This is a genomic window from Xanthomarina spongicola (assembly GCF_003148645.1).
In the GTDB taxonomy this organism is placed as follows: Bacteria; Bacteroidota; Bacteroidia; order Flavobacteriales; family Flavobacteriaceae; genus Xanthomarina; species Xanthomarina spongicola.
Genome location: NZ_QGGP01000003.1, coordinates 125,721 through 150,412, shown reverse-complemented (window position 1 = coordinate 150,412; position 24,692 = coordinate 125,721). Strand labels below are relative to the sequence as shown.

Annotated in this window: 26 protein-coding genes; 10 read left to right on the top strand and 16 right to left on the bottom strand. The window is 30.2% G+C overall.

Going from position 1 to position 24,692, the window contains the following annotated elements; translation table 11 throughout:
* Positions 1-6 precede the first annotated feature (6 nt).
* The 7 genes from LX78_RS07640 to LX78_RS07610 all read left to right on the top strand — a co-directional run bounded on the left by LX78_RS07640 (position 7) and on the right by LX78_RS07610 (position 8,653).
* A complete protein-coding gene (locus LX78_RS07640; protein ID WP_109682074.1) occupies positions 7-900 on the top strand; it encodes a sterol desaturase family protein in 894 nt (297 codons plus the stop codon).
* Positions 890-1,603, top strand: coding sequence for a DUF547 domain-containing protein (locus tag LX78_RS07635; RefSeq protein ID WP_170109820.1), 714 nt, complete (start codon positions 890-892; stop codon positions 1,601-1,603). Before LX78_RS07640 ends, LX78_RS07635 begins: the two co-directional genes overlap by 11 nt.
* Positions 1,596-2,345 (top strand): TIGR04283 family arsenosugar biosynthesis glycosyltransferase, encoded by a 750-nt coding sequence (locus tag LX78_RS07630; protein WP_109682073.1) that lies wholly within the window; start codon positions 1,596-1,598, stop codon positions 2,343-2,345. The genes LX78_RS07635 and LX78_RS07630 overlap by 8 nt, the downstream gene beginning before the upstream one ends.
* Positions 2,346-2,457: 112 nt before the next feature.
* On the top strand, positions 2,458-5,910 hold the full coding sequence (locus LX78_RS07625) for a pyruvate carboxylase (protein WP_109682072.1): 3,453 nt from the start codon (positions 2,458-2,460) through the stop codon (positions 5,908-5,910).
* A 63-nt stretch (positions 5,911-5,973) separates the two neighbouring features.
* On the top strand, positions 5,974-6,420 hold the full coding sequence (locus LX78_RS07620; RefSeq protein ID WP_109682290.1) for a hypothetical protein: 447 nt from the start codon (positions 5,974-5,976) through the stop codon (positions 6,418-6,420).
* Positions 6,421-6,473: 53 nt separating this feature from the next.
* Positions 6,474-7,163 carry a glycosyltransferase family 2 protein gene (locus tag LX78_RS07615; protein WP_109682071.1) on the top strand — a complete coding sequence of 230 codons (690 nt, stop codon included), beginning with the start codon at positions 6,474-6,476 and terminating at the stop codon, positions 7,161-7,163.
* A complete protein-coding gene (locus LX78_RS07610; protein ID WP_109682289.1) occupies positions 7,163-8,653 on the top strand; it encodes a cellulose synthase family protein in 1,491 nt (496 codons plus the stop codon). Before LX78_RS07615 ends, LX78_RS07610 begins: the two co-directional genes overlap by 1 nt.
* Here the strand turns inward: LX78_RS07610 and LX78_RS07605 are convergent.
* Positions 8,650-9,459, bottom strand: coding sequence for an amidohydrolase family protein (locus LX78_RS07605; RefSeq protein WP_109682070.1), 810 nt, complete (start codon positions 9,457-9,459; stop codon positions 8,650-8,652). The genes LX78_RS07610 and LX78_RS07605 overlap by 4 nt on opposite strands.
* An 11-nt stretch (positions 9,460-9,470) precedes the next feature.
* Positions 9,471-10,703, bottom strand: a complete 1,233-nt coding sequence (locus LX78_RS07600; RefSeq protein ID WP_109682069.1) for a serine hydrolase domain-containing protein — start codon at positions 10,701-10,703, stop codon at positions 9,471-9,473.
* A gap of 88 nt (positions 10,704-10,791) precedes the next feature.
* On the opposite strand from LX78_RS07600, the gene LX78_RS07595 reads away from it, so the two are divergent.
* Both LX78_RS07595 and LX78_RS07590 read left to right on the top strand, forming a co-directional pair.
* Complete coding sequence (locus LX78_RS07595; RefSeq protein ID WP_109682068.1) at positions 10,792-12,129, top strand: glycosyltransferase 87 family protein; 1,338 nt, start codon at positions 10,792-10,794, stop codon at positions 12,127-12,129.
* Positions 12,119-12,940, top strand: a complete 822-nt coding sequence (locus LX78_RS07590) for an alpha/beta hydrolase (protein ID WP_109682067.1) — start codon at positions 12,119-12,121, stop codon at positions 12,938-12,940. The genes LX78_RS07595 and LX78_RS07590 overlap by 11 nt, the downstream gene beginning before the upstream one ends.
* Here LX78_RS07590 and LX78_RS07585 read toward each other — a convergent pair whose 3' ends face one another.
* The 14 genes from LX78_RS07585 to LX78_RS07520 form a co-directional block, all read right to left on the bottom strand.
* Positions 12,941-15,133, bottom strand: a complete 2,193-nt coding sequence (locus tag LX78_RS07585) for an amino acid permease (RefSeq protein ID WP_109682066.1) — start codon at positions 15,131-15,133, stop codon at positions 12,941-12,943.
* Between the two features lie 23 nt (positions 15,134-15,156).
* Positions 15,157-15,354, bottom strand: coding sequence for a LapA family protein (locus LX78_RS15040; RefSeq protein ID WP_109682065.1), 198 nt, complete (start codon positions 15,352-15,354; stop codon positions 15,157-15,159).
* Positions 15,355-15,360: 6 nt separating this feature from the next.
* Positions 15,361-15,807: a hypothetical protein gene (locus tag LX78_RS07575; RefSeq protein ID WP_109682064.1), complete on the bottom strand. Its 447-nt coding sequence runs from the start codon at positions 15,805-15,807 to the stop codon at positions 15,361-15,363.
* A 9-nt stretch (positions 15,808-15,816) separates the two neighbouring features.
* The gene (locus LX78_RS07570; RefSeq protein WP_109682063.1) at positions 15,817-16,641 is read right to left on the bottom strand and encodes a head GIN domain-containing protein; all 825 of its coding nucleotides are present in this window, start codon (positions 16,639-16,641) and stop codon (positions 15,817-15,819) included.
* Between the two features lie 124 nt (positions 16,642-16,765).
* Complete coding sequence (locus LX78_RS07565) at positions 16,766-17,593, bottom strand: mechanosensitive ion channel family protein (RefSeq protein WP_109682062.1); 828 nt, start codon at positions 17,591-17,593, stop codon at positions 16,766-16,768.
* Between the two features lie 13 nt (positions 17,594-17,606).
* Positions 17,607-17,789 carry a hypothetical protein gene (locus tag LX78_RS07560; protein WP_109682061.1) on the bottom strand — a complete coding sequence of 61 codons (183 nt, stop codon included), beginning with the start codon at positions 17,787-17,789 and terminating at the stop codon, positions 17,607-17,609.
* A gap of 4 nt (positions 17,790-17,793) precedes the next feature.
* The gene (locus LX78_RS07555) at positions 17,794-18,360 is read right to left on the bottom strand and encodes an RNA polymerase sigma factor (RefSeq protein ID WP_109682060.1); all 567 of its coding nucleotides are present in this window, start codon (positions 18,358-18,360) and stop codon (positions 17,794-17,796) included.
* Between the two features lie 95 nt (positions 18,361-18,455).
* Positions 18,456-19,235 (bottom strand): RMD1 family protein, encoded by a 780-nt coding sequence (locus LX78_RS07550; RefSeq protein ID WP_109682059.1) that lies wholly within the window; start codon positions 19,233-19,235, stop codon positions 18,456-18,458.
* On the bottom strand, positions 19,235-19,648 hold the full coding sequence (locus LX78_RS07545; RefSeq protein ID WP_109682058.1) for a VOC family protein: 414 nt from the start codon (positions 19,646-19,648) through the stop codon (positions 19,235-19,237). The genes LX78_RS07550 and LX78_RS07545 overlap by 1 nt, the downstream gene beginning before the upstream one ends.
* A gap of 11 nt (positions 19,649-19,659) precedes the next feature.
* Positions 19,660-19,890, bottom strand: a complete 231-nt coding sequence (locus LX78_RS07540; RefSeq protein ID WP_109682057.1) for a hypothetical protein — start codon at positions 19,888-19,890, stop codon at positions 19,660-19,662.
* A gap of 12 nt (positions 19,891-19,902) precedes the next feature.
* Positions 19,903-20,238 carry a hypothetical protein gene (locus LX78_RS07535; protein ID WP_109682056.1) on the bottom strand — a complete coding sequence of 112 codons (336 nt, stop codon included), beginning with the start codon at positions 20,236-20,238 and terminating at the stop codon, positions 19,903-19,905.
* A gap of 2 nt (positions 20,239-20,240) precedes the next feature.
* Positions 20,241-21,215 (bottom strand): deoxyhypusine synthase family protein, encoded by a 975-nt coding sequence (locus LX78_RS07530; protein WP_109682055.1) that lies wholly within the window; start codon positions 21,213-21,215, stop codon positions 20,241-20,243.
* The gene (gene speB, locus LX78_RS07525) at positions 21,205-22,146 is read right to left on the bottom strand and encodes an agmatinase (protein WP_109682054.1); all 942 of its coding nucleotides are present in this window, start codon (positions 22,144-22,146) and stop codon (positions 21,205-21,207) included. Before speB ends, LX78_RS07530 begins: the two co-directional genes overlap by 11 nt.
* Positions 22,136-23,536, bottom strand: a complete 1,401-nt coding sequence (locus tag LX78_RS07520) for a type III PLP-dependent enzyme domain-containing protein (RefSeq protein ID WP_109682053.1) — start codon at positions 23,534-23,536, stop codon at positions 22,136-22,138. The genes speB and LX78_RS07520 overlap by 11 nt, the downstream gene beginning before the upstream one ends.
* A 422-nt stretch (positions 23,537-23,958) precedes the next feature.
* Between LX78_RS07520 and LX78_RS07515 the strand changes: the two genes are divergently transcribed.
* Entirely contained in the window at positions 23,959-24,675 is a 717-nt protein-coding gene (locus LX78_RS07515; protein ID WP_109682052.1) for a hypothetical protein, read from the top strand.
* The last annotated feature ends 17 nt before the right edge of the window (positions 24,676-24,692 follow it).

The window sequence follows — 24,692 nt, the reverse complement described above, 5'->3', positions numbered from 1 at the left end:
AATCTTATGCAAAAATACCTTGAAATAATAAAAAACTCCTACAGTGGTTACTGGAATTATCTCAAAAACGAGATTATTACCATAAACCATTGGGATAATTATTTTTATGGGCTTATTTTAATCTCGCTATTAGTATGGATTCTAGAAATAGCTTTCCCTTGGAGAAAAGAGCAATCTATTTTTAGAAAAGATTTTTGGTTAGATACCTTTTACATGTTCTTTAATTTCTTTTTATTAAACCTTATTGTTCTTATAGCTTTATCTAATACTGTAGCCGAATTTTTTAATGACATCTTAGCATCATTTAATCTTTCAATTTCTAGTTTTCAACTATTAGATGTAGATAAACTACCTAAAGTTTTAGGCTTATTCATCTTTTTTATAGTGGCAGATTTTGTGCAGTGGAATACTCACAGATTATTACATCGTATCCCGTTTTTGTGGAATTTCCATAAAGTACATCATTCAGTTAAAGAAATGGGGTTTGCAGCACATTTACGCTATCATTGGATGGAACCTGTAGTTTACAAAACCATATTATATATTCCACTAGCTATTATTGGTGGATTTGATGCACAAGACGTTGCTATTATTCACTTCTTCAATATTACTATTGGTCATTTAAATCATGCTAATTTAGGTTGGGATTATAGCAAATTAAAATACATTTTTAACAATCCTAAAATGCACATTTGGCATCATGCCAAAAAGCTTCCAAATCATGTAAGATATGGTGTAAACTATGGAATTACTCTAAGTCTTTGGGATTATCTTTTTAAAACCAACTATATACCTCACGATGGAAAAGACATCGAGTTAGGCTTTAAAGGCGATGAAAAATTTCCAAAAGATTTTATTAGTCAAGAATTATATCCAATTAAATTTAAACATGAAAATTAGACCTTTATTAATTCTTATTTTTATTACTTTTTTAGCTGTTCTACAATCAGCAAAAGCACAAACAGTAAATTATAATTCTTGGAATAGTTTTCTTCAAAAGCATGTAAATAATTATGGTGAAATCAACTACAAAGCCATTACATTAGACAAACAATTGTTGCAAACTGTTTTAGATGAGTTCTCAAAAAATCAACCAGATAATTCTTGGACTAAAAACGAGACTCTAGCTTATTGGATAAATGCTTACAATGCTTTTACAATCAAACTTATTATTAATAATTATCCTGTTAAAAGTATTAAAAACATAAAAAAACCTTGGGATCAAGAATTTATTCCAATTGGCGAAGACCTTATGACTTTAAATGAAATTGAGCACGACATTCTTAGAAAAATGAATGAACCTCGCATCCATTTTGCTATTGTTTGTGCATCCATATCTTGTCCTAAATTATTGAACGAAGCTTATATTTCTTCAAAATTAGACTTGCAATTAACTATTGCTACCGAAGAGTTTCTTCTTGATACAAGTAAAAATAGACTCTCTCAAAACGACCTGAAACTTTCTAAAATTTTCAAATGGTTTGCTAAAGATTTTACACAAAATGAAAGTCTAATTGATTTCTTAAATCAATATTCAAATATTTCTATTTCTGAAAATGCAAAAATTAGTTATCAAGACTATAACTGGAATTTAAATGAATAGAATCTCTATCATTATTCCAATTTTAAATGAGGCAGAAAACATTGAAAATTTGCTAGGCCATTTAATTATTAATTCCAATCCTATAAATATTTCAGAAATTATTGTAGTCGATGGAGGTAGTACAGATGGCTCTCAGGAACTTGTTAAAACTTTCCGGTCAGGTCGAGCACAGTCGAAACATAAAACAAACCTTTCTACTGAGCTCAATGTGAATCCAATACAACTTTTAAACTCCCAAAAAGGAAGATCGAAACAAATGAATCTTGGAGCAAAAACAGCTCAAGGAGATATTTTATACTTTCTACATGCAGATTCTTTTCCCCCTAAAAACTTTGATCAATACATAATTAATGAAGTAGAAAAAAACCATTTTGCAGGCTGTTTTAGATTACAATTTAACCATACACATTGGTGGTTACAATTAGCCAGTTGGCTCACACAATTTTCCTGGAGAGCCTGTAGAGGTGGCGACCAAAGTCAGTTTATTACTAAAAATTTGTTTCATGAAATTGGTGGTTATGATGAGAAATACACTATTTATGAAGACAACATTCTTATTAACGAGCTTTATAAACGCAACCAATTTAAGGTCATTAATAAAAAACTATTAACTTCAGCAAGACGTTATGAAAAACATGGCATTTGGAAATTACAATATCATTTTTGGACTATTTATGTAAAAAAATGGTTTGGTGCTTCAGCCGAAGAACTTTATAGATATTACAAAAAAAATATTGCTTAAATCTTGTTAATAAGCTATAACTTTCTGATTAAAAAATCATTGCTTAATTAAATTGCGTTTGCTACATTTGTAGCGAACATTCGCTAACAGTTTTCAAAACACACAACTATATATGGAAATCAAAAAAGTACTTGTTGCCAACAGAGGAGAAATTGCCATTAGAATTTTTAGAGCCTGTACAGAAATTAATGTTAAAACTGTTGGTGTATACACCTACGAAGACAGATATTCTTTACATAGATACAAAGCAGATGAATCTTACCAGATAGGCGAAGACAACGAGCCTTTAAAACCTTATTTAAATATAAACGAGATTATTAAAGTCGCCTTAGAATGTGGAGCAAATGCCATACATCCTGGATATGGTTTCTTATCTGAAAATGCGCAATTTGCTCAAAAATGTGAAGACAATAATATTATTTTCATTGGTCCAAAGGTATCTGTTTTAAAATCTTTAGGAGACAAAATTACTGCGAAAGAAGTAGCAGTTGCAAACAACATTCCAATAATACGTAGTAACGAGAAACCTCTTAAAGATATTGAAACGGCTTTAAGTGAAGCTAAAAAAATTGGTTATCCAATCATGCTAAAAGCTGCTTCTGGAGGAGGAGGTCGAGGCATGCGTGTTATAAGAAAAGCTGAAGAATTAAAAGGCGCCTTTAACGAAAGTAAGCGTGAAGCATTAAATGCTTTTGGAGACGACACGGTTTTTCTGGAAAAATTTGTTGAAAATCCAAAGCACATAGAAATTCAAATAGTTGCAGATAAATTCGGAAATACTGTTCATTTATTTGAACGAGATTGTTCGGTACAACGTCGTTATCAAAAAGTAATAGAATTTGCGCCTTCTTACGATTTAAAACAAGAAACAAAAGATGCACTTTATCAATATGCTATTGACATTTGTAAAGCTGTAAATTATAATAATATAGGAACAGTCGAATTTTTGGTGGATGACGATGGCTCTATCTATTTTATAGAAGTAAATCCACGAATCCAAGTAGAACATACAGTAACCGAAGTCGTTACAAATATCGATTTAGTAAAAACACAATTATTTATTGCTGGAGGTTACAAGTTAGCAGATCAGCAAATAAAAATTCCAAATCAGGAAGCAGTAAAAGTTACTGGTTATGCTTTACAATGTAGAATTACAACTGAAGACCCTCAAAACGATTTCAAACCAGATTATGGCGAAATAACCACTTACAGAAGTGCTTCGGGTTTTGGTATTCGTCTAGATGCTGGATCAGTATATCAAGGAGCTATAGTCTCTCCTTTCTTTGACTCTATGTTAGTAAAGGTGACTGCAAATAGCAGAACTTTAGATGGAGCTTGTAGAAAAGTGCGTCGTGCATTAGCAGAATTTAGAATTAGAGGCGTAAAAACCAATATGTCTTTCCTTGATAATATTTTAAAGCACGAAACCTTTAGAAAAGGAGACGTTACTGTCAATTTCATTAAGAAAAATCCAGATTTATTTATTTTTAAAGCTCCTAGAAACAGGGCTACAAAATTAGTAACTTATTTAGGAGACGTGATAGTAAACGGAAATCCTGATGTTAAGAAAATAGATCCAACAAAAAACTTTGTAAAACCTATAATTCCAAAATATAATCCAAACGGAAGCTATCCTGAAGGCACCAAAGATTTGTTATCGAAATTAGGTCCTGACAAATTTTCTGAATGGTTAAAAGCTGAAAAGAAAATACACTTTACAGACACAACCATGCGTGATGCGCATCAAAGTTTATTAGCTACTAGAATGCGAACTTACGATATGCTTAAAGTAGCCGAAGGTTACGCTAAAAACAATCCAGACATTTTTAGCATGGAAGTCTGGGGAGGAGCTACGTTCGATGTGTGTTTCCGTTTTTTACAAGAGAATCCTTGGGAACGCCTACAATTACTACGTAAAGCCATGCCAAACGTGTTGCTTCAAATGCTAATTAGAGGTTCTAATGGTGTTGGTTATACTGCTTATCCAGATAATTTAATTGAAAAATTTGTGGAACAATCCTGGGAAAATGGCGTGGATATTTTCAGAATTTTTGATTCTTTAAACTGGATGAAATCCATTGCACCATGTATTGAACATGTTAGAAACAGGACGCAAGGCTTAGCTGAAGGCTCGATATGTTATACTGGAGACATTTTAAATCCTAAAAACACCAAATACAACCTAAAATATTACACAACATTAGCAAAAGATATTGAAAATGCAGGCGCTCACATTTTAGCCATTAAAGACATGGCAGGCTTGTTAAAACCTTATGCAGCATTAGAGTTAGTTTCGGCCTTAAAACAAGAAATTAATATTCCTATTCATTTACACACACACGACACGTCTTCTATTCAATCTGCAACTTATTTAAAAGCTATTGAAGCAGGTGTTGATGTAATAGATGTAGCTCTTGGTGGTTTATCTGGATTAACATCTCAACCTAATTTCAATTCGGTTGTAGAAATGTTAAAATTCAATGACAGAGAAAATCCTTTAAACATAGATTCCTTAAACGAGTACTCAAACTATTGGGAAACTGTAAGAGACTATTATTATCCATTTGAATCCGGTTTAAAAGCAGGCTCAGGCGAAGTTTTTAAACACGAAATTCCTGGTGGTCAGTACTCTAATTTAAAGCCACAAGCTCAAGCTCTTGGTTTGGAAGATAGGTTTCATGAAATCACGAAAATGTATGGAGATGTCAATATGCTTTTTGGAGATATTGTAAAAGTAACACCAAGTTCCAAAGTAGTTGGAGATATGGCTCAATATTTAGTAAGTAATAACTTAACCGTTCAAGATGTTTTAGAAAGAGGCGATACTATTTCTTTTCCTCAATCTGTAGTGAGTTTCTTTAAAGGAGATTTAGGACAACCTGTTGGTGGCTTTCCAAAAGATCTTCAGAAATTAATTTTAAAAGATGAAAAACCATATACAGATAGACCAAACGCACATTTAGAACCTATAAATTTTGAAGAAGAATATAAAGCCTTCAGAAAAATATTTGAAAAAGATTTAAGCAGACCTATAAATATTACAGATTTCTTATCATATAAACTCTATCCAAAAGTATTTACAGATTCGTATAACAAACATTTGAAATATGATAATTTAATGAATCTGCCTACTAAGAATTTCTTTTATGGTATGGAAAGAGGTGAAGAAATAATTGTTGAACTAGACAAAGGGAAAACGCTTTTAATTACTTTAGATTCTGTTGGAAAACCAAATAAAGATGGTATGGTTACAGTATATTTTAAAGTAAATGGACAAGGAAGATCTGTTCAAATAAAAGATGCTTCAATTAAAATTGATAAAGTTGAACATGTAAAAGCAGATAAATCTAATCCAAAAGAAATTGGCGCACCTTTACAAGGTTTACTCTCAACCATTTTGGTGAAAAAGGGAGAAAAAGTTAAAAAGAATCAACCTTTGTTTATTATTGAAGCCATGAAAATGGAAACCACAATAACTGCAAACGAAGCTTCTACAGTAAAACAATTAGTTTTAAAATCTGGAGTTATGGTAAATTCGGAAGATTTGGTGATATGTTTAGAATAAAATTACCATGTTAAATGAAAGGTCTGCCTGTTTTAAAAGACCAACTTTTAAAATATGCAACCTATGAAATCTGAAAATATAGAAAACCAAAAAGAACCAAATATTTTTAAATGGGCCTTTAAATTTGCTGCGTCTGCTGGTATTGCTGGCATTTTATGTTGTGTCGCGCCTGCAGTTCTTTTTATGTTTGGATTAATGGGAGGCGTTTACGCTATTTCTTTTGCAGATTTCTTTTATGCTGAAGATGGTTCTGTAGGATTAGGCTCTTGGATTTTAAGAGGTGTTGCAGTAATTATTGGTATTTATGGAATTTACTTGTACAGAAAAAAACAAAATCAATGTTCTGTTGACCCTAAACGCAAAAAGAAGAACATTATTTTGGTAACAATTATCACTATTATTCTTGGTGTTGGTATCTTTTTATCATTAGAAAAATGGTCATCGTGGTATTTCGATAAGCATATTGTTCCTGCACAACAAGAAGAATATCGAAAAATGAAACAGGAATAAGTTGATTGATTTAATTTTCAATTTATAGTTTTGTATCCACTTCTTGAAAAATTATGCCCAATATAAAAGTTATTATTCCAGCTTTTAACGAAGCCGATTCTATTGCCAAAGTAATTCATGACATTCCTGAAATTGTTGATGAAATTATTGTAGTCAATAATAACTCAACAGACAACACAGAAAAGAATGCAAAACAAACAGGAGCAACCGTTTTAAAAGAAAATCGTAAAGGTTATGGCTATGCTTGTTTAAAAGGAATGAATTATGTTTCTCAACAAGAAAATACACCAGATATTATTGTGTTTCTAGATGGCGATTATAGCGATTATCCCGATGAATTAAACAAATTAATTAAACCTATTGCTGAAGACAACGTCGATTTTGTAATTGGAGCTAGAGTAAAACAACTTCGTGAACAAGGCTCCATGACAAAGCCTCAAATTTTTGGAAATTGGCTAGCAACTATTTTAATGCGTCTTTTTTTTAAATCAACTTTTACAGATTTAGGCCCATTTAGAGCTATTAAATACAATAAGTTATTGGCTCTTAACATGGAAGACAAAACCTATGGATGGACAGTTGAGATGCAATTAAAAGTTATAAAACAGAAAATGACATATATTGAAATTCCTGTAAAATACAGAAATAGAATAGGTGTATCTAAAGTATCAGGAACTGTAAATGGGGCTGTTATGGCTGGCATTAAAATATTGGGTTGGATTTTTAAATACAGTTTAAAATGATGCTATTAATATATATTATTATCGCTATTTATACCATTACTCTACTACTAATATTTTTATATGCATTAGCACAACTCAACTTACTTTCTAATTACCTATCGGCAAATAAAAACAAAGCTAAAGACGCCAAATTTAATTTATCAAATCCAAATGAAATTCCTTTTGTCACCATACAACTTCCAGTTTATAACGAAATGTATGTCATGGAACGTTTATTGGAAAACATTTCTAAAATAGAGTATCCAAAAGATAAATTAGAAATTCAAGTATTGGATGATTCAACAGACGAATCTTTTGAAACTACAGCAATTCAAATAGCATTGCTTCAAACAAAAGGATTGAACATTACACATATTTTCAGAAAAAACAGAAAAGGCTTTAAAGCTGGAGCTCTTAAAGAAGGTTTAGAAGTTGCAAAAGGAGAGTTCATAGCTATTTTTGATGCCGATTTCCTTCCAAAACCAAACTGGTTAAAAGAAACCATCCCTTATTTTAAAAATGAAAAACTTGGAGCTGTTCAAACACGTTGGAGCCATTTAAATAGAGATTATTCAGTTCTAACAAAAATCCAAGCCTTTGCTCTTGATGCACATTTTACTTTAGAACAAGTTGGCAGAAACAGTAAAGGACATTTTATTAATTTTAATGGGACAGCTGGAGTTTGGCGTAAAGCCTGTATTCTAGATGCTGGAAACTGGGAAGGAGACACGCTTACTGAAGACTTAGACTTAAGCTACAGAGCTCAACTTAAAAACTGGGAATTCAAATATTTAGAAGATGTAGAGACTCCAGCCGAACTACCAATAATTATTAGTGCTGCACGCTCACAACAATTTAGATGGAACAAAGGTGGTGCTGAAAATTTTAGAAAAATGGCATGGAAAGTGGTTTCAAATAAAAACATTTCAGTTAAAACGAAAACACATGGACTCTTGCATTTATTAAACTCTACCATGTTTTTAAATATTTTAGTTGTTGCAGTTTTAAGTATTCCCATGTTATATATTAAAAATGAATACGCACATTTAAAACCATACTTCTATGTCATGAGCTTTTTTGTAATAAGCTCTGTTATATTCTTTGTGTGTTATTGGTTTATGTACAAGAAAATATATGGTAGTGGTTTAAAGAATTTTGTACAATACATCATTATGTTTTTTACCTTCTTCTCAATAGCCATGGGCTTTTCTTTACATAACTCTATAGCAGTACTTGAAGGATATTTTGGAAAACAAAGTGACTTTATTAGAACACCAAAATTTAATATCAACGCATTATCAGATAACTGGAAAAACAATAAATACCTCAATAAAAACATTCCTTCTCATGTGTTTTTTGAAGGTTTTCTTTGTCTATATTTTGCTTTCGGCATGTATTCGGCATTTATAGTTGGAAATCAAGGAGGCGATTTTGGGTTATTCCCGTTTCATCTTATGTTATTCCTTGGATTTGGCTTTGTATTCTTTAAATCTTTAACTTCTAGAGTTTAAAGTTTTGTAATATCAATTTTAAAAAGTTCAGCAGCATTTTTCCAAAGAATTAATTCTTTCTTTTCATCTGCAAGTTCTAATTGATCCATAAACTTTAAATACGATTTCATATTAGAAATTGGCCAATCTGTTCCATATAGCAAGTAGTTTGGATCTCCAGCATAAGTTATCATTTCTTCAATTTCCTTTTTCATATAACGTTCAAACTTATCGGAGAAATCTCCTAGAACTAATCCTGAAATATCTGCGTAGACGTTTTTGTTTTTATAGACAACTTCCATACAGTCTTTAATCCATGGGTTTCCAACATGGCAAATAACTATTTTTAAATCTGGATAATCTACTGCTAAATCGTCTATATGAATAGGATGTGAATATTTCACTTTACCTGTTGGAGCATAGGTGTCTCCAGAATGAAACATAACAGGAACATCATATTCTATAGCCATTTCATACCAAACTTTCAGTCTGATATTATTAGGATAAAATGGTTCATATCCAGGGTAAAACTTCAAGCCTTTTATCAAGCCTTTTTCAAGATATTCGCCTATTTCTCTTATATCTCTATGATTATAATTAAGATAACTAATACCTGAAACTACACCTAGATTATTTCTTCCCTTAATAGCCTCAACAACCTGTTTTGTACTTGGTCTATGCTCGTTAACTTTGTAGGATGATAAAACCAACGAATAATCCACTTTGTTATCTAACATGGTTTGTGAAAGTAGATTTAAACAATCTTCAAGGGATACTACTCGATCTTCATGGTAATTGTTAATGTGAGTGTGTACATCTATAATCATACGTAATATATTTATTCAACAATACTATTTATATCCTCATCGTTTCCAAAATATTGAAATGGTAAAGCAATGGCTCTAAAAAATTCTAAATGCGCAAAATCGTTACTTGGTACAAATGCTTTATCGTTATATTTTGGATTAGCTGACAATTTAACAATTACTGTTTTTGTAAGAGGATTTACATAAATATATTGTCCATAAACTCCCATGGCCATATATTCTCCATAATCACTTTGTGGAATCCACCATTGGTATCCATAACCTAAAACATCTTCTCCAGGTTGCACATGTGCACCATCTGGAATTACAGACGCTTCAACCCATTTTTTAGGAATTATTTGTTTGCCATTAAATTGACCTTCATTTAAAAATAAAGTGCCTAATTTGGCGTAATCTCTTAAGGTTAAATTTAATCCACCAAGAACCATTTCCATGTTTTCACCATCAAGCAACCAATAACCATCGTACTCCATCCCAATTGGGTTATAAAGTTTATCTTGCATGTATTCGGTTATGGTTTTTCCAGTAGCACGTTTAAGAATCATTCCCAAAACATGTGTATTGATGCTTACGTAATGGCAAACGGTTCCTGGTTCCAATTCACGTTCTAAACTTGCTGCAAATTTATCCTGCGAATTTCCCATGGCAAAACCTCTTCCCCAACGATTAATGTCACTGAAAAAATCGGCATAATCTTCATTAAATTTCACTCCTGTAGACATTTGAAGCACATCTTTAATTCGAACACCTTCATAAGCTGAACCTTTTAATTCAGGCACATAAACTTCAACGGTTTCTTCAATATTTTTTATATCACCTTCTTCAACGGCTATTCCCATTAAAGCTGAAATAACCGATTTTGCCATAGACCATGAAATGTTTCTAGTAGCTTCGGTATTTTCCAAATAGTAATTTTCGTAAACCAAACTATCATTTTGAATAACTAAAAGTCCTGTTGTCCAAGAATCTTCTAAAAAATTTTGGGTACTGAATTCATTTCCTTCATATTGAAAACTTTTAGGCAATTCTAATAGTGCTCCTTTTGGATACACAAACTTTTTGTTTGGTGCTATCATAACTGCTACTGGCCAAACAGAGTCGAAAGACCTGAAATTTGTTACAATCTGGTCTTCATCAAAAAGATGCATGGTTAAATTTAGCATTTTGTATTTTGGATAAAACCAAATACTAAAAACAACAAGTACAAATAAAAGTACTAATCCAATTTTTTTCCAAGTTTTCATGATAATATGGGATTAAAAAACAGTTTGTAAGATACTATCAAAAAAGTATTTTACTAAGTGAATTACCTATTTTATTTATCTTTGATTGATGCTATTGAATACAACCTTTTTAAAACTTCATAAGATTCCTCTTGCTTTAGCTATAACCAGCATCTTTTTCTATTTTAGTTTTGCATACGATTTACAAAGAACAGATTCAATTAATCTCATTTCCTTGTATGTAGCACTGTTTTTCTTGTTCTACAAACTGGTTCAAGTAAGTAAAAGCAATTTGAAATTTTTAACGATTTTAGCTTTTTTGTGTCGTGCTGTTTTTATTTTGGCAATTCCTAACCTCTCACAAGATTTTTACCGTTTTATTTGGGATGGACGTATGATTTTGGAAGGCATGAATCCATATCTCTTTACACCAGAATCTTTTATTATAAAAAATGAATTCCCATTTCCTCAAGCTGAAGAATTATATAAAGGTATGGGGAATTTGAGCGCTAGTCATTATACTAATTATCCACCATTAAATCAGTTATGCTTTGTAATTGCTAACATGTTTTCTGGACAAAGTATTTTAAGCTCAGTTGTTGACCTTCGATTGATAATTATTGCTGCCGATTTTGGTACGCTTTACTATGGGAAAAGACTTCTCGAAAAACTACATCTTCCTGCTTATTATATTTTTTGGTATCTTTTAAATCCGTTTATTATTATTGAACTCACTGGAAACCTTCATTTTGAAGGTGTAATGATATTCTTTCTAATTTGGAGTTTGTATTTATTACAAACGAATAAATGGAAACTGGCTGCTGTTATTTTTTCACTTTCAGTGTCCATTAAACTTATCCCACTTATATTTTTACCATTACTTTATAATAAGCTAGGTTGGAAAAAAAGTTTCTTGTTTTATGCCATTGTTGGTATAGTTACCTTACTCTTATTTGCTCCTTTTTATTCTTCAGAATTTATTTCTAATTATACCAATACAGTTGGTTTATGGTTTCAGAACTTCGAGTTTAATGCGAGTTTCTATTATTTAGCAAGAGAAATTGGATATATACTTACAGGCTACAATCAAATAGCCATTATTGGTTTATTTTCTGCTGGCTTGGTTTTTATTTTTGTGATTGGGCTTAGCTTATTCAGAAAAAACCACTCATTACAACTACTTATTACAGCAATGCTTTTTGCTCTATCTTTCTATTATTTTACTGCAACAACTGTTCATCCTTGGTATATTGCGACACTTTTAATATTAAGTATCTTTACCAATTACAAATTCCCATTGGTATGGAGTTTGGTAATTATATTAAGCTACTTGGCCTACACAAATACAAACAACTCAGAAAACTTATGGTTTATTGGTTTGGAATATATTATAGTTTATAGTGTATTTTTGTATGAATTTGTAAAAAAGAAATCTATTGAAAATTAATTTTTATAAAATATTAAGACGTTTAGTTAGAATTGTTGCAACCCTTTCTATACTCTATGTACTATCCTTAGTTTTTGTATACTTTAAGCAAGAGCGCTTTTTCTTTAACCCTAAGCAATTGGCTAAAGATTATAAATTTGAATTCAAAGAGAATTTTGAAGAGCTTAACATACCTGTTGCCAAAAACACAAACTTGAATGCTGTTTTGTTTAAAGCTGAAAAACCAAAAGGTGTTATTTTATATTTACATGGCAATGCTGGAGCCATCCATGATTGGGGAAAACGCGCACATCTATACTTAGAAAATAATTATGATATTTTGTTTGTAGACTACAGAAATTATGGGAAAAGTGATGGTGAATATTGTAATACAGACGAGTTGTTTAGCGATATGCAAAAAGTGTACGATTTCACAAAAACCCGTTACAATGAAAATGAAATTGTAGTCTTAGGATTTTCTTTAGGCTCAGGATTAGCAAGCTATTTAGCATCAAAAAATAATCCGAAAATGCTAATATTAAATGCACCATATTATTCTTGGAAAACATTAATTTCAGAAGAAATTGCACCTCCCATTCCAGAATTTATTATTAAATATGATATTCCTTCATATCAATTTGTGAAGCAAGTAACTTGTCCGATTAAAATATTTTATGGTACTCGAGATTTCTTAATTCATCCAGACACTAATGCTAAAAAACTACAAGCTTTACAACCAAATAACATTACAGTTTTTGCTATTACTGATGCTGGACACAATGGATTGCATATAACGAAACAGTATTACGAAGATTTAAAGAAGATTTTATAATTATACTAATGCATTTTCATTTAAGCTATCTAAACAATAAATTGCTGAAATTCTTGTCGTATTTACCATATCTATCATCTCTTTAATACTTTTTCCTTCTTGAATTTGAAAAATATTTATATCAGAAATATTCGATTTTAAGAGTTCAGCTTCCATGTCCAACTGATAATGTTCTATTACAGAATTAACGGGAAAACGAACTAAGTCATTCAATAATACAATGTCTTCTTCTTTAGTAATTCCAACATGATCTAAAGCTACTTTTACTTTAATTCTCCCTCTCCAATTTTTCTGCAATAATAAAGAAGTAAGAATTGATAAATCGTTATTATCAATATCGAATGTTGTTTTCCAATTTGAAGGGAAGTTTTTTAACCATAGAGTAATATCTTTCTCTAAAGAAAGACCAACGTTTTCAAATGGCACATACAACAATACACTATATTTATTAAGCTTAGCAAAAGCTATTAAGTTTTGATACGTGCTATGTAAAGCCTTATTTCCATTTACAGTTAAAAATAATGAGTTAGGTTTAAAAAAAGCTGCATTTAAAGATTGCATACTTATTTTTAGAGATTCTGAAAGGTCGTCTCCACTAATAAAGGTATAACTTGTTGCTATATTTTGTTTTTTTAAACGCTCACTAACATCTGGTAAAAACACATTTAATTTATCTTCCATGTCCTTATCATAACTCTTTACTGCTAGAAATTTAACCGAACCTTTTGGAGCAACAATACTTTCAATAAGTTTAAAAGCACTTCTAATATCTTTTGGCGCAGTAACTGGAATTAACAAGTCTGGTCTCCATGAACGCACTTCTCTATTTGGGCTTAATTGCGTTGTTTTTTTAGTAGACCACTCTGCTAAGGCCGTAAACAAACCACTTCTTGAATCGCCAGCTTCAGATTTTAGTTTCTTTTTTACTAAATAATAATAGAAAAAAACAATTAAGATAAAAGATGCCAAGGCAACAGCTGCATTAATAATAAACATAACTGTTAAGGATCCAAAAGCTCCTATTAATGGAACAATCAATGGGATTTTTAGAGTTGGCCGAAAACTTGGCAACGACAACGACTGCTCAATAAGTGCTACTATATTTACCATAGCATAAGTTATCATGAAAAACATAGTTATAAGAGGTGCAATTGTATTCAAGTTTCTTAAAGACAATCCAATTATTACAACAACAGCAGTAATTAACATGGCATTAAAAGGTTCCCCTTTTTTATTAGTTTTTGATAAAAAGTCACTTTTAGGAAGTATTCTTTTTTCGCCTAATGCCAATAAAATTCGAGGTGCTCCAACAAAAGAACTAAGCGCAGATGACAAAGTTGCTCCCAATAAACCAGCTAATACTATTGGAGCGTAAAATGCTTTGTCTATAAAAACATTGTAATTTTCCAGTAACTCCTGTGGTGTTGCTAAAAGTGCAGCAACAAAAACTAAGGCCATATAAACTATCGTGGTAATTATTACAGCACTCAATGTTCCAAATGGAATATTTTTTCTGGGGTTTTTTAAATCTCCAGACATATTTGCTCCAGCCATAACACCTGTAACTGCAGGAAAAAATACTGCAAAGACAAGCCAGAAAGATGTACCACTAAAATTATTTTCTTTTGAACCTTGAAAATCTCCAAGCCATACAAAATTATAATTGAGTTCGTTTACAAATAATCCTCCAACTATTGATGCAATAGATAGTATTATGATAGCCATAATAACATACTGTATTTTAAATGCAAAACTGGTACTAATAAATGCAATTATTAAAACCAGAGCAAAAACCAAACTATCTAAAATAAGAGGTGCTATTTCAGGGAACATAGCTTCTAAGCCTTCTCTAAATCCAAAAATATACATAGCAACTGCAATTGCTTGAGCAAAGAAAAAAGGAATGCCAATGGCTCCACCAATTTCAAGACCTAAAGATTGAGAAATTAAACTAAAGGCACCACCAGAACCAATACGAATATTTGTTGTAATACTAGATAAAGATAACGCAGTAGATAACGTTATAGCTACAGCTATAACTATAATTAGTAAAGCACCAAGTATTCCAGCATTCCCTACAACCCAGGGATGCCGTATATACATAATAACACCTAAAATGGTTAAAAAAGTTGGTGTAAAAACACCAGCCATAGTACCAAATTTTTGAATTGGATTACTTTTTTCTGATGCCATTTCAAATTTGTATTAATGTATAATTATTGCTTTCTTTTTTTTCTATAGGTTATTAGTACTCCTGAAATAAATCCAATTAAAAAACAACCTAGAATAACTAAAACTCTTGACATTGAAATATCGAACATTAAGAATTTAATAGTTACTACCTCTGTGTTCTGAATAGTAAAAATTACCACTAATAAGATAAGAATGATGGCTAATATCGATTTTGCATTCATAATTTCTTAATATCCTATATTTACCATATAAGGTTTCGACCATTTTGATGCTCTTGCAATTGCTGGTACTATAAACGCTAATACTTCTATTTTTTTTGCGTAATGTGCTTTTTGCTCATTCAGAATACCTAATTTTAAAAAAATATCTTTTTTAAAGTTAATATTTTTTTTGGAAGCGATTAAATCTGCTTTGTAAGTCCCTAAAAAATCATCACTACTATCTTCAAACGCTATAGGAAGAATATCACTATCATCCCAATTAGTAATTAATATAGGTATATCTATCTTACCATGTACATCATATACAAAAATGTACAACATATATTCCATTTCTAACTTTAAATCTATATCATGAAATTCAATATTAACATCTACAGTCAAGTCACTTTTATCATCTCCAATTACAATCAAATCAGGAACATTTGTCAACTTAACATCTATTATCTTAGCCATAATTTTAATTTATTTTTTTAATATTTGTGATTTATCACTTAACCCTTCAATTGTTATATCTGGATTACCATAAACATGAATGAAACTTTTGCCTCTAGCATAAATACTTAACATTTTACTCACATAAAGATAAATTTCTGAAGTATTTGAAGCATTTAATTTGGCATTGGTAGCCTTAAGATTTTTTGCATTTATGTCTGAAGAACCTGTTATTATAACACTTAAGTTTTCAACACTACCTTCTATCTTCATATCTGCACGTTTATTTACAGTAAGACTTAAATTATCAATAGACAATACACCTTTTAAGTACGCATTTTCATTAATAACCATTTTAGAATCTTGTCCTTTAAATTTAATTGTGCCATTAGAGCTTCCATCCAATTGAAAATAACTATTATTAGCATCAATATCAAGATTAAATTTGGCATAATTAGAACTATTAAGAGTGAAATCTACTAAATTGAATTTATTCTGCCCCTCTATTTCAGTGCTCTGATTAATAGTTAGTTTCTTTATATCCTGAAAAGTGACATAAATTTCAAGCTTTTTACTAGAAACAATTTTATGAGATGTATAAATTTTAAGAACGTCATCAATAACATCTAATTTAATAACTTCCACTAAATTGGAATCTGTATTAAGGTGATAGCCATTTGAGCTAGTTTGCATAAGAAATACTTCCAAATCATCTGTTACTTCTATTTGCGAGAAATTCTCTAGGTTCATATAAACATCCACGACATTTTTATTACCTTTAATCTTTTCTTTTTTTTGTGCAGAAATACAAATAGTAAACATAATTGTTATTGGAAGAAAAAAATATTTCATCATTTTATTTTAGAGGGTAATTTATTTAAAAATATTATGGGAATTGTTTAACAATAATTAATCAACCAACTTTTGCTATAAAATCTTTATCAATTAAAATCAATTCCCATTTTTTTAGTTATTAATTTTAGTCTTTAATTTCTACTTCACTTTCTGCAACTTCTTTTATAGGAATTACAATTTTACCAGTTTTTGTTTTTAATGTCATACAGATATTATTTATTGAAGTAATTTCACCTTCTATATCTCTAATTTTTAGAACCTGTCCTATTTCGTAATTTTTTCTTGAATAAAATGAATAGAGTAAATTTTGAATAATCTCTTTAGATCCAAATCCAAATGCTAAAGCAAATGCTAGTAAAAATGCACCTAGAATTATTGTGACATTGTTTGTAATAATACTAGTATCTATTCCAGCTTGATTAAGTGATGTAATAGTAATTATAATAGCTATAATATAGAACACTAAACCGCTAATTGCTTTTGAACCACTTAAGTCAAAAGACTCAAATACTCCAGAAATTGCTTTTCGTACAAAATTGGCTATATAAATCCCAATCATAAATAATGCAATTGCACTAAACAGTTTTGGTAAATATCTTAAAAGGTTTCCAATTTCATTTGAAACCACACTCCATTTCATGATATCTGAAGCAATTATCAAAAAGATTAAAAACATTATAAATTTTACAAATCCTAAAATGATTTTTGATAGTTTAAATTTGAAATCCAAATCTCCAAAAAATTTAGTGTCATTAATTTTATCTGTAAGTTGATCAATTTTAGCAACTCTCATTATTTTATTTAAAACATAAATAATGAATTTTGTTATAAGCCATCCAAAAAGCAAAATGAACAATGCTCCAAAGATATTTGGTAACATATCAGCAACTTTAGTACTCATATTCGCTATTGAACTAAATAACATGTCTTTCCAATCGTTTACTGTTTCCATATTTATATTGTTTTTATTTGCTTTCTTTATTTTTTTTGTCTTTTAAAAAACTTTTAGCTACTGAGGCATAGTTTGATGAAAACAAGCCTGTTATATCCATTAAAAGCTTTATTCCAGCAATATCACTCATCACCTTTCCTTTTAAATGCTCTGGAGCTTTTTTATTTTGCTCTATTTTTTTAAATGGGTTTTCCATACGTTTAAAGATTATTATATATTTCTACAATCTTTGCTTTGGCTCTTTTAAGTCTCATTTTTACTGCACTTTCACCTATTTCTAAAACAACCTCCAAATCTTTAATAGTTAAATCATCTTGATATTTAAGAAGAAGAATCATTTTATCTTCTGGATTAATTAATTTTAATGCTTTTTGTAACTTTTTAACTTTAAGCTGGAATAAATTATAATCGTCTGTATCAATTAACAAATGATCATATTGCTCTGAATTAACAGAATTTTTTTCAATTTTTTTTGCAGTATTCCTATTTATGTAATTAACACAAAAGTTATAAGTAAAAGCATATAGCCATGTTGAAAATTTAGATTCGCCTCTAAACATTGAAAGTTTTGTATACAGTTTTACAAAAACATCTTGAGTTATATCTTCCGCTTCATGTTCAGATTTTGAAAACCCATAACATTTGTTATAAATTATATGTATATACCTATCATAAAGAATTCCGAATAATAATGTATTCTCATCCTTTACAATTTGACTTACAAGCTCTTCATCTGTTAATTGAAGGTAACTTAAATCAGTTTTCAAATTTTCTATTATTAGTTATATTATTTTGACACAGATATATTCGATAAGTCACAATTTTATTTAAAAAAAATCTAATTATATAAGTTTAAAGAAATTTAGAAGAATATTTTAGCGATTATTAAATCAACAACTTCTATAACTATTAGAATAATAATTACCCATTCTAATCTACTACTTTCCTTATGATCCATGATATCTTTAAAAAGCTCAAGATTTTCTTTTATAATTTCTATTCTATCGTGGATTAGTCTGTATCTATCTTTTAGATCGAAAGTTTGTTTTAATTCAGAATTTAACTTGTTAAGCTGTTCGTTTTCCCAGGTAATTTCTGGTGAATCGAAGATATAAAGGTTTTCAGAAATTTTGTTTTTTATATTAAGTACCTTACCTATAAAACGTTTTAACTTATTTCCAGAAATATCTAATTTACCTTTTTTTTCAAGATATTTAGTATGTTTATTAGTTTCAATTAAAAGTTCTTCAGTAATTTTAGAATAGTCATTTAATGCCACAGATTGAGATGTGTTTAACATAACCAAACGAATCATCTCTTTATTTAAATCTGGTAAGATTACGTTATCGAATTGGACTTTTAAGGTTTGTGGCTGTATGACAATAAGAATTTCCTCAGAATTTCTCTTAGTAAAAAAAGTATCACAAAATGGCTTTATTTCTTTTAAAACTATTTCAATTTCAGCATTAGTCAAGTTAAAAAAACAGACCATACCATAATGAAATATATAAATAAATTTTTCAGGAGAACTTTTATAAAAAAGCTCGTCACTATCTTGAAACAACAACTGCCAAGATAATTGTTGTTTACTAGCTTTTATTTGGATAGTGTTTGCTACTTGATAAGCAACAACCTTATACATTAGGTCTTGAATATGTTTTTAGAATCTTTAAAGCATTTAAATTCTAACATATAATCGTTTGGATCTTTAATAAAGAAAGATGTATGTTCTCCAGATTTATTGCTTAAAAATGTGGTTTTTTCTACAACTTCTAAATCTAGATTATTAAGCTTAGAATAGATGTTGTTCCACGTGTTTTCGTCTACAATAATTCCAAAATGAAATGAAGGTAGAATTTTACCTTCAAACACATAATTAGGACTATTAAAATTGAATTTTTCGGCTTTTATAAACGTTAATTGATGTCCAAATAAATTTATATCTACCCAACTTTGGGTATGCCTACCAGTGGTTGCGCCAATACTGTTTTTGTAAAAGTTTTTAGTTTCTTTTACACTTAAACATGGTAATGACATGTGAAAAGACGTGTTCATAACAATATGTATTAGAGTGGTTTTAAACTTTCTACTCTGTAAATTACAGAATCTTCATCATTTTTATCATAAACTTCTATGAAAGTTATTTTAAAAGATTTATTAATTAAACTCTCATCATTTATTAAATCGAATTGTTTTAAAACTCTAGGGAGGACTTCGTCGAAAACTAGCTCCTCTCCATTTTCAAACAAAAAGGTAAAAAATCCATTTTCGTAAGATAAAAATTCGGCTTCTCTCATCACATTACATGATTAATCTTTGTCATCGTCTTCTTCATCAACTTCATCTTCAACTTCTATTTCTGGATCTTGTACAGCTTCTGGATCATCTTCTGCAAAATCTTCATAATCATCCTCATCATAATTCTCCATGGTAACGGCTAATTTGGTACTTACCTTAACCAAATATTTAGTGTCGTTGGTTGTTACTTCTACAGCTTCAACAATTTCATTATTGGCATTTTTAAATGAAATTATCTGGTCTTCATCATAACCATCTGGATATTTCTCTACCAATAGAGCTAAAATTTCTGGTGTTAACTTTTTAAAATCAACAATTACGCGTTTCAGATTGTCTTTTTTATTCATAATTACATGTCTAGTAAATAAGCAAATATAAGAGGTGCCACAATTGTAGCATCACTTTCTATAATAAATTTCGGGGTGTTTATATCTAATTTTCCCCAAGTTATCTTTTCGTTAGGCACTGCTCCAGAATACGATCCATAACTAGTTGTAGAATCACTTATCTGACAGAAATAGCTCCAGAAAGGTGTTTCTGGTCTTTCCATATCTTGATATAACATTGGCACAACACAGATTGGGAAATCGCCTGCAATTCCTCCTCCAATTTGGAAAAATCCTACTCCTTTTTTAGAGTTTTCTGTGTACCAATCTGCTAGAAAGGTCATATATTCAATTCCAGATTTCATGGTACTTGCTTTTAACTCTCCTTTAAGCACATAGCTTGCAAAAATATTTCCCATAGTACTATCTTCCCAACCTGGACAAATAATTGGTAAATTTTTCTCTGCTGCTGCATACATCCATGAGTCTTTTATATCTATTTCGTAGTATTGTTCAAGAACTCCAGAAAGTAATAATTTGTACATGTATTCATGTGGTAAATAGCGTTCTCCTTTTGCTTCTGCGTCTTTCCAAATTTTTACAATGTGTTCTTGTAAACGTCTAAATGCTTCTTCTTCTGGAATGCAAGTGTCTGTAACTCTATTAAGTCCTCTCTCCAGCAAATCCCACTCTTCCTGAGGTGTTAAGTCTCTGTAGTTTGGCACTCTTTCGTAATGTGAATGTGCCACCAAATTCATAATATCTTCTTCTAAGTTAGCTCCAGTACAAGAGATTATTTGTACTTTATCTTGACGAATCATTTCGGCAAAGATTTTGCCTAATTCTGCAGTACTCATGGCTCCTGCCAGAGACACTAACATTTTAGCTCCAGAATTTAATTGATCTTCATATCCTTTTGCTGCATCAACTAAAGCTGCTGCATTAAAGTGTAAATAATATTTTTCTATAAAATTTGAAATGGCTCCTTTAGTACTCATCGTCTTCGTTGAATTTTGAATTATTACTTTTATTTACGTTTGAATTGTCAAATGAGTTGTCATATTCATCTTCCACACTTTCATTTTGAAATTTATAACTTAACATTTTATAATACAATTTTGCAGCCAAGAAATCTGAAGATTTATCAATTTTATTAGGACAAAGTTCAACAATATCGAATCCAACAACGTTTTTCTCTTCAAAAATCTGTTTTAAAAAGTCTAATGTTTCGTACCATAATAAACCACCAGGTTCTGGAGTTCCAGTACTTGGCATTATGGAAGGGTCGAAAACATCTAAATCTATTGTTATAAATACATTGTCTGTCATTTGGTCAATAGCACTATCTGCCCAAGTATCGTCTACTGCCATTTCATGAGCAAAATAAGTTTTCTCAGTATCCATAACGGTAGTTTCCATAACATCCATAGAGCGAATTCCTATTTGTAGCAGGTTTGTATTCTGACTGGCTTCGTATAAGGCACAAGCATGATTGCATTTAGAACCATGATACTCGTTACGTAAATCTGCGTGAGCATCTAATTGTACAACGGTTAAATTATCGAAACATTCGTTAAAAGCTCTAATAGTACCAATTGAAATAGAATGTTCGCCACCAAAAGCAGTAACAAATTTATTTCTTTTTATATACTTTTTTGTTGCTTGATGCACAGCATCTACCATGGCTTCTGGCGAAGAATTTTCAGTAACAGCATCGGCCAAATAAACACCTTGCTGATACACTTCTGTACCTGTTTCAATATCATAAAGTTCCATGTTTTCTGATGCATTTAAAAATGCTTCTGGTCCTTTATCTGCTCCTTTTTGCCAAGTACTTGTTCCATCATAAGGAACAGGTATTAAAACAATTTTGGAACTTTCTAGTTTTGAATATTCTTCTTCAATTCCTGCATACGTTTTATTGCTCATGGTAACCTAATATTTTAAGTAAGTCTTCACTTTTTTGTTGTTCGCTAAATAATTTTGTTGAGATGTTTCCATCTTCGTCTTTGTCTATTAATATGTGTTTTGGAGATGGAATTAAACAGTGTTGCAAACCTCCAAATCCACCAATGGTTTCTTGATATGCTCCTGTGTTAAAGAATCCAAGATACAAAGGTTTTTCTTTACTATATTTTGGTAAATAAATAGCATTCATATGTTGTTCGCTATTGTAATAATCGTCACTATCGCAGGTTAAACCTCCTAACAAAACACGTTCGTAACTATCGTTCCATCTATTAATTGGCAACATTATAAAACGCTTATTAATAGCCCAAGTATCTGGCAAAGTTGTAATGAAAGACGAATTAATCATATTCCATTTTTCACGATCGTTTTGTTGTTTTTGATAAAGTACTTCGTAAATAGCTCCTCCACTTTCACCTACTGTAAAGCTACCAAATTCCGTGAATATATTTGGCACTGGAACCTCTTCTTGTTCGCAGAATAATTTGATTTGATTAATAATTTCATCAACCATATATTCGTAATCAAAATCGAAGGCTAACGAGTTTTTAATTGGAAATCCTCCTCCAATATTTAAACTATCTAAAGATGGACAAATTTGCTTTAAACTAGTGTATACCTTTAAACATTTAGACAGCTCATTCCAATAATAGGCATTATCTCGAATACCTGTATTGATGAAAAAGTGAAGCATTTTTAACTTTACTTTTTTATTGTCTTTAATCTGTCTGTTATAAAAAGGCACAATATTTTTGTAACCAATTCCTAATCGAGATGTATAGAATTCAAATTTTGGCTCTTCTTCTGAAGCAATACGGATACCTATATTATACTTGCCTTTAATTTCTTGAGAAAGCAAATCTATTTCTTCGTAGTTATCAATAATTGGAATGCAATTTTTATGTCCATTATTAATTAATCTAGCAATATTAGTAACATATTGAGCACGTTTAAATCCGTTGCTAATTACAAAGGTCTTATCTGTAATTTTTCCTTCTGCTTTTAAGTTTTCAACTATGTCGATATCGAAAGCAGAGGACGTTTCTATATGTATGTCGTTTTTTAAAGCTTCGTTTAAAACATGTTTAAAATGTGAGCTTTTAGTACAATAACAATAGTGGTATTTCCCTTTATATTTATGTTTTTTAATGGCTTTTGCAAACCAATGTTTTGCACGACCAATGTTGTTTGAAATTTGAGGTAAATATGTAAATTTTAATGGAGAGCCATACTCTTCAACTAAACCCATTAAATCTATATCGTGAAATTGAAGATGCTTGTCTTCTAATTTAAATTCTTCTTGAGGAAAATAAAAAGTTTGATTGATTAAATCAATATATTTTGTATTCATTAGGTGTTTTTAAATTGTAAATATTCTAATATTTTAAAACTAAAAGTTTAAAAGTAAACAATAATGAGTACAAATCAAATTCGAATTTGACTTTGTGTGGTAGGCATAAAGCCGAAGTTATGCTGGCTAGCATAAATAGGAGTTAAGGAAGTTAGCTCTAAAATTCGGTTGCTTAATCTATAAGCTGCTTTTGAATTTAACTTCCTAATTTTCAAAAGCCCGAACATAAAAACATAGTTCAATTTGTTCAGCTAATAACAGTGCAAAAGAAATACTTTTTTTTATAAAACTAACTTTTTTTAAATATTTTTTTAGCCTTTAGTTTTATAGATATATGTTGTGCTTATTTCTATAACTTCCCTCAAGTTTTTCAATACTTTTTATTGGGTAATTAAGTATATTTGAATGCCTAAAATCAAACTATGAAGCCTATCTTAATAACATTACTATTATTCTCAACCGTATGTTTTTCACAAAAACAATATGAATTTGATTACCTAATTGAATACGAATTAGCTTTATACAAGGAAGATTCAATAAAAAAGAAACACCATCCGATTAGAGAAAAAGACGAAACAATAAAAAGATATTACTTAACAAACTCTAAAAAAAATAATTATCTAGCTATTGTTACCGAATTAGATAGCTTAAATTATAACATAATTTTTAAAGATGAAGATGGAATATATTCAAATGCCCATTTTCTAAAATCTGATCTGGATATAGCAGAATATATCAACATTGAGTGTCAATATGTGCGTAGGTATCGCAATCCATATAAATACCAAATTAACAACTATGCTTTTAACATATTAAACGACACTCTTATTAATGGAAAGACTTATAGCATGTACAAGTTAGGTTTGATAAAACCTAAGAAAGCTAAACGAAAAAAAATTGGAACTAATTATTATATTATAGATAAAAAAACCAATTTTCATTTACCTATTTTCAATTTTTCAACTGCTTACGAAGAATGGAAAGACAATAAAAACCTACCTAGTGGCATTTACTTTGAAAAGTATTATATTGATTATTTAGGTAATATAACTTCGAGAGAGAAATTGGTGAATTTTTGGAAAATTGATAAAAAAATTATTATTCAAGAAGAGTGTGACTATACAAATAAAGAGTTCTAAAATCGTTTTGGATCGAA

What these genes read in the sequence shown, in the direction of transcription:
- LX78_RS07640 (WP_109682074.1), top strand. Translation starts at nt 7, where the DNA reads ATGCAAAAATACCTTGAAATAATAAAAAACTCCTACAGTGGTTACTGG.
- LX78_RS07635 (WP_170109820.1), top strand. Translation starts at nt 890, where the DNA reads ATGAAAATTAGACCTTTATTAATTCTTATTTTTATTACTTTTTTAGCT.
- LX78_RS07630 (WP_109682073.1), top strand. Translation starts at nt 1,596, where the DNA reads ATGAATAGAATCTCTATCATTATTCCAATTTTAAATGAGGCAGAAAAC.
- LX78_RS07625 (WP_109682072.1), top strand. Translation starts at nt 2,458, where the DNA reads ATGGAAATCAAAAAAGTACTTGTTGCCAACAGAGGAGAAATTGCCATT.
- LX78_RS07620 (WP_109682290.1), top strand. Translation starts at nt 5,974, where the DNA reads ATGAAATCTGAAAATATAGAAAACCAAAAAGAACCAAATATTTTTAAA.
- LX78_RS07615 (WP_109682071.1), top strand. Translation starts at nt 6,474, where the DNA reads ATGCCCAATATAAAAGTTATTATTCCAGCTTTTAACGAAGCCGATTCT.
- LX78_RS07610 (WP_109682289.1), top strand. Translation starts at nt 7,163, where the DNA reads ATGCTATTAATATATATTATTATCGCTATTTATACCATTACTCTACTA.
- LX78_RS07605 (WP_109682070.1), bottom strand. Translation starts at nt 9,459, where the DNA reads ATGATTATAGATGTACACACTCACATTAACAATTACCATGAAGATCGA.
- LX78_RS07600 (WP_109682069.1), bottom strand. Translation starts at nt 10,703, where the DNA reads ATGAAAACTTGGAAAAAAATTGGATTAGTACTTTTATTTGTACTTGTT.
- LX78_RS07595 (WP_109682068.1), top strand. Translation starts at nt 10,792, where the DNA reads ATGCTATTGAATACAACCTTTTTAAAACTTCATAAGATTCCTCTTGCT.
- LX78_RS07585 (WP_109682066.1), bottom strand. Translation starts at nt 15,133, where the DNA reads ATGGCATCAGAAAAAAGTAATCCAATTCAAAAATTTGGTACTATGGCT.
- LX78_RS15040 (WP_109682065.1), bottom strand. Translation starts at nt 15,354, where the DNA reads ATGAATGCAAAATCGATATTAGCCATCATTCTTATCTTATTAGTGGTA.
- LX78_RS07575 (WP_109682064.1), bottom strand. Translation starts at nt 15,807, where the DNA reads ATGGCTAAGATAATAGATGTTAAGTTGACAAATGTTCCTGATTTGATT.
- LX78_RS07570 (WP_109682063.1), bottom strand. Translation starts at nt 16,641, where the DNA reads ATGATGAAATATTTTTTTCTTCCAATAACAATTATGTTTACTATTTGT.
- LX78_RS07565 (WP_109682062.1), bottom strand. Translation starts at nt 17,593, where the DNA reads ATGGAAACAGTAAACGATTGGAAAGACATGTTATTTAGTTCAATAGCG.
- LX78_RS07560 (WP_109682061.1), bottom strand. Translation starts at nt 17,789, where the DNA reads ATGGAAAACCCATTTAAAAAAATAGAGCAAAATAAAAAAGCTCCAGAG.
- LX78_RS07550 (WP_109682059.1), bottom strand. Translation starts at nt 19,235, where the DNA reads ATGTATAAGGTTGTTGCTTATCAAGTAGCAAACACTATCCAAATAAAA.
- LX78_RS07545 (WP_109682058.1), bottom strand. Translation starts at nt 19,648, where the DNA reads ATGAACACGTCTTTTCACATGTCATTACCATGTTTAAGTGTAAAAGAA.
- LX78_RS07540 (WP_109682057.1), bottom strand. Translation starts at nt 19,890, where the DNA reads ATGAGAGAAGCCGAATTTTTATCTTACGAAAATGGATTTTTTACCTTT.
- LX78_RS07535 (WP_109682056.1), bottom strand. Translation starts at nt 20,238, where the DNA reads ATGAATAAAAAAGACAATCTGAAACGCGTAATTGTTGATTTTAAAAAG.
- LX78_RS07530 (WP_109682055.1), bottom strand. Translation starts at nt 21,215, where the DNA reads ATGAGTACTAAAGGAGCCATTTCAAATTTTATAGAAAAATATTATTTA.
- speB (WP_109682054.1), bottom strand. Translation starts at nt 22,146, where the DNA reads ATGAGCAATAAAACGTATGCAGGAATTGAAGAAGAATATTCAAAACTA.
- LX78_RS07520 (WP_109682053.1), bottom strand. Translation starts at nt 23,536, where the DNA reads ATGAATACAAAATATATTGATTTAATCAATCAAACTTTTTATTTTCCT.
- LX78_RS07515 (WP_109682052.1), top strand. Translation starts at nt 23,959, where the DNA reads ATGAAGCCTATCTTAATAACATTACTATTATTCTCAACCGTATGTTTT.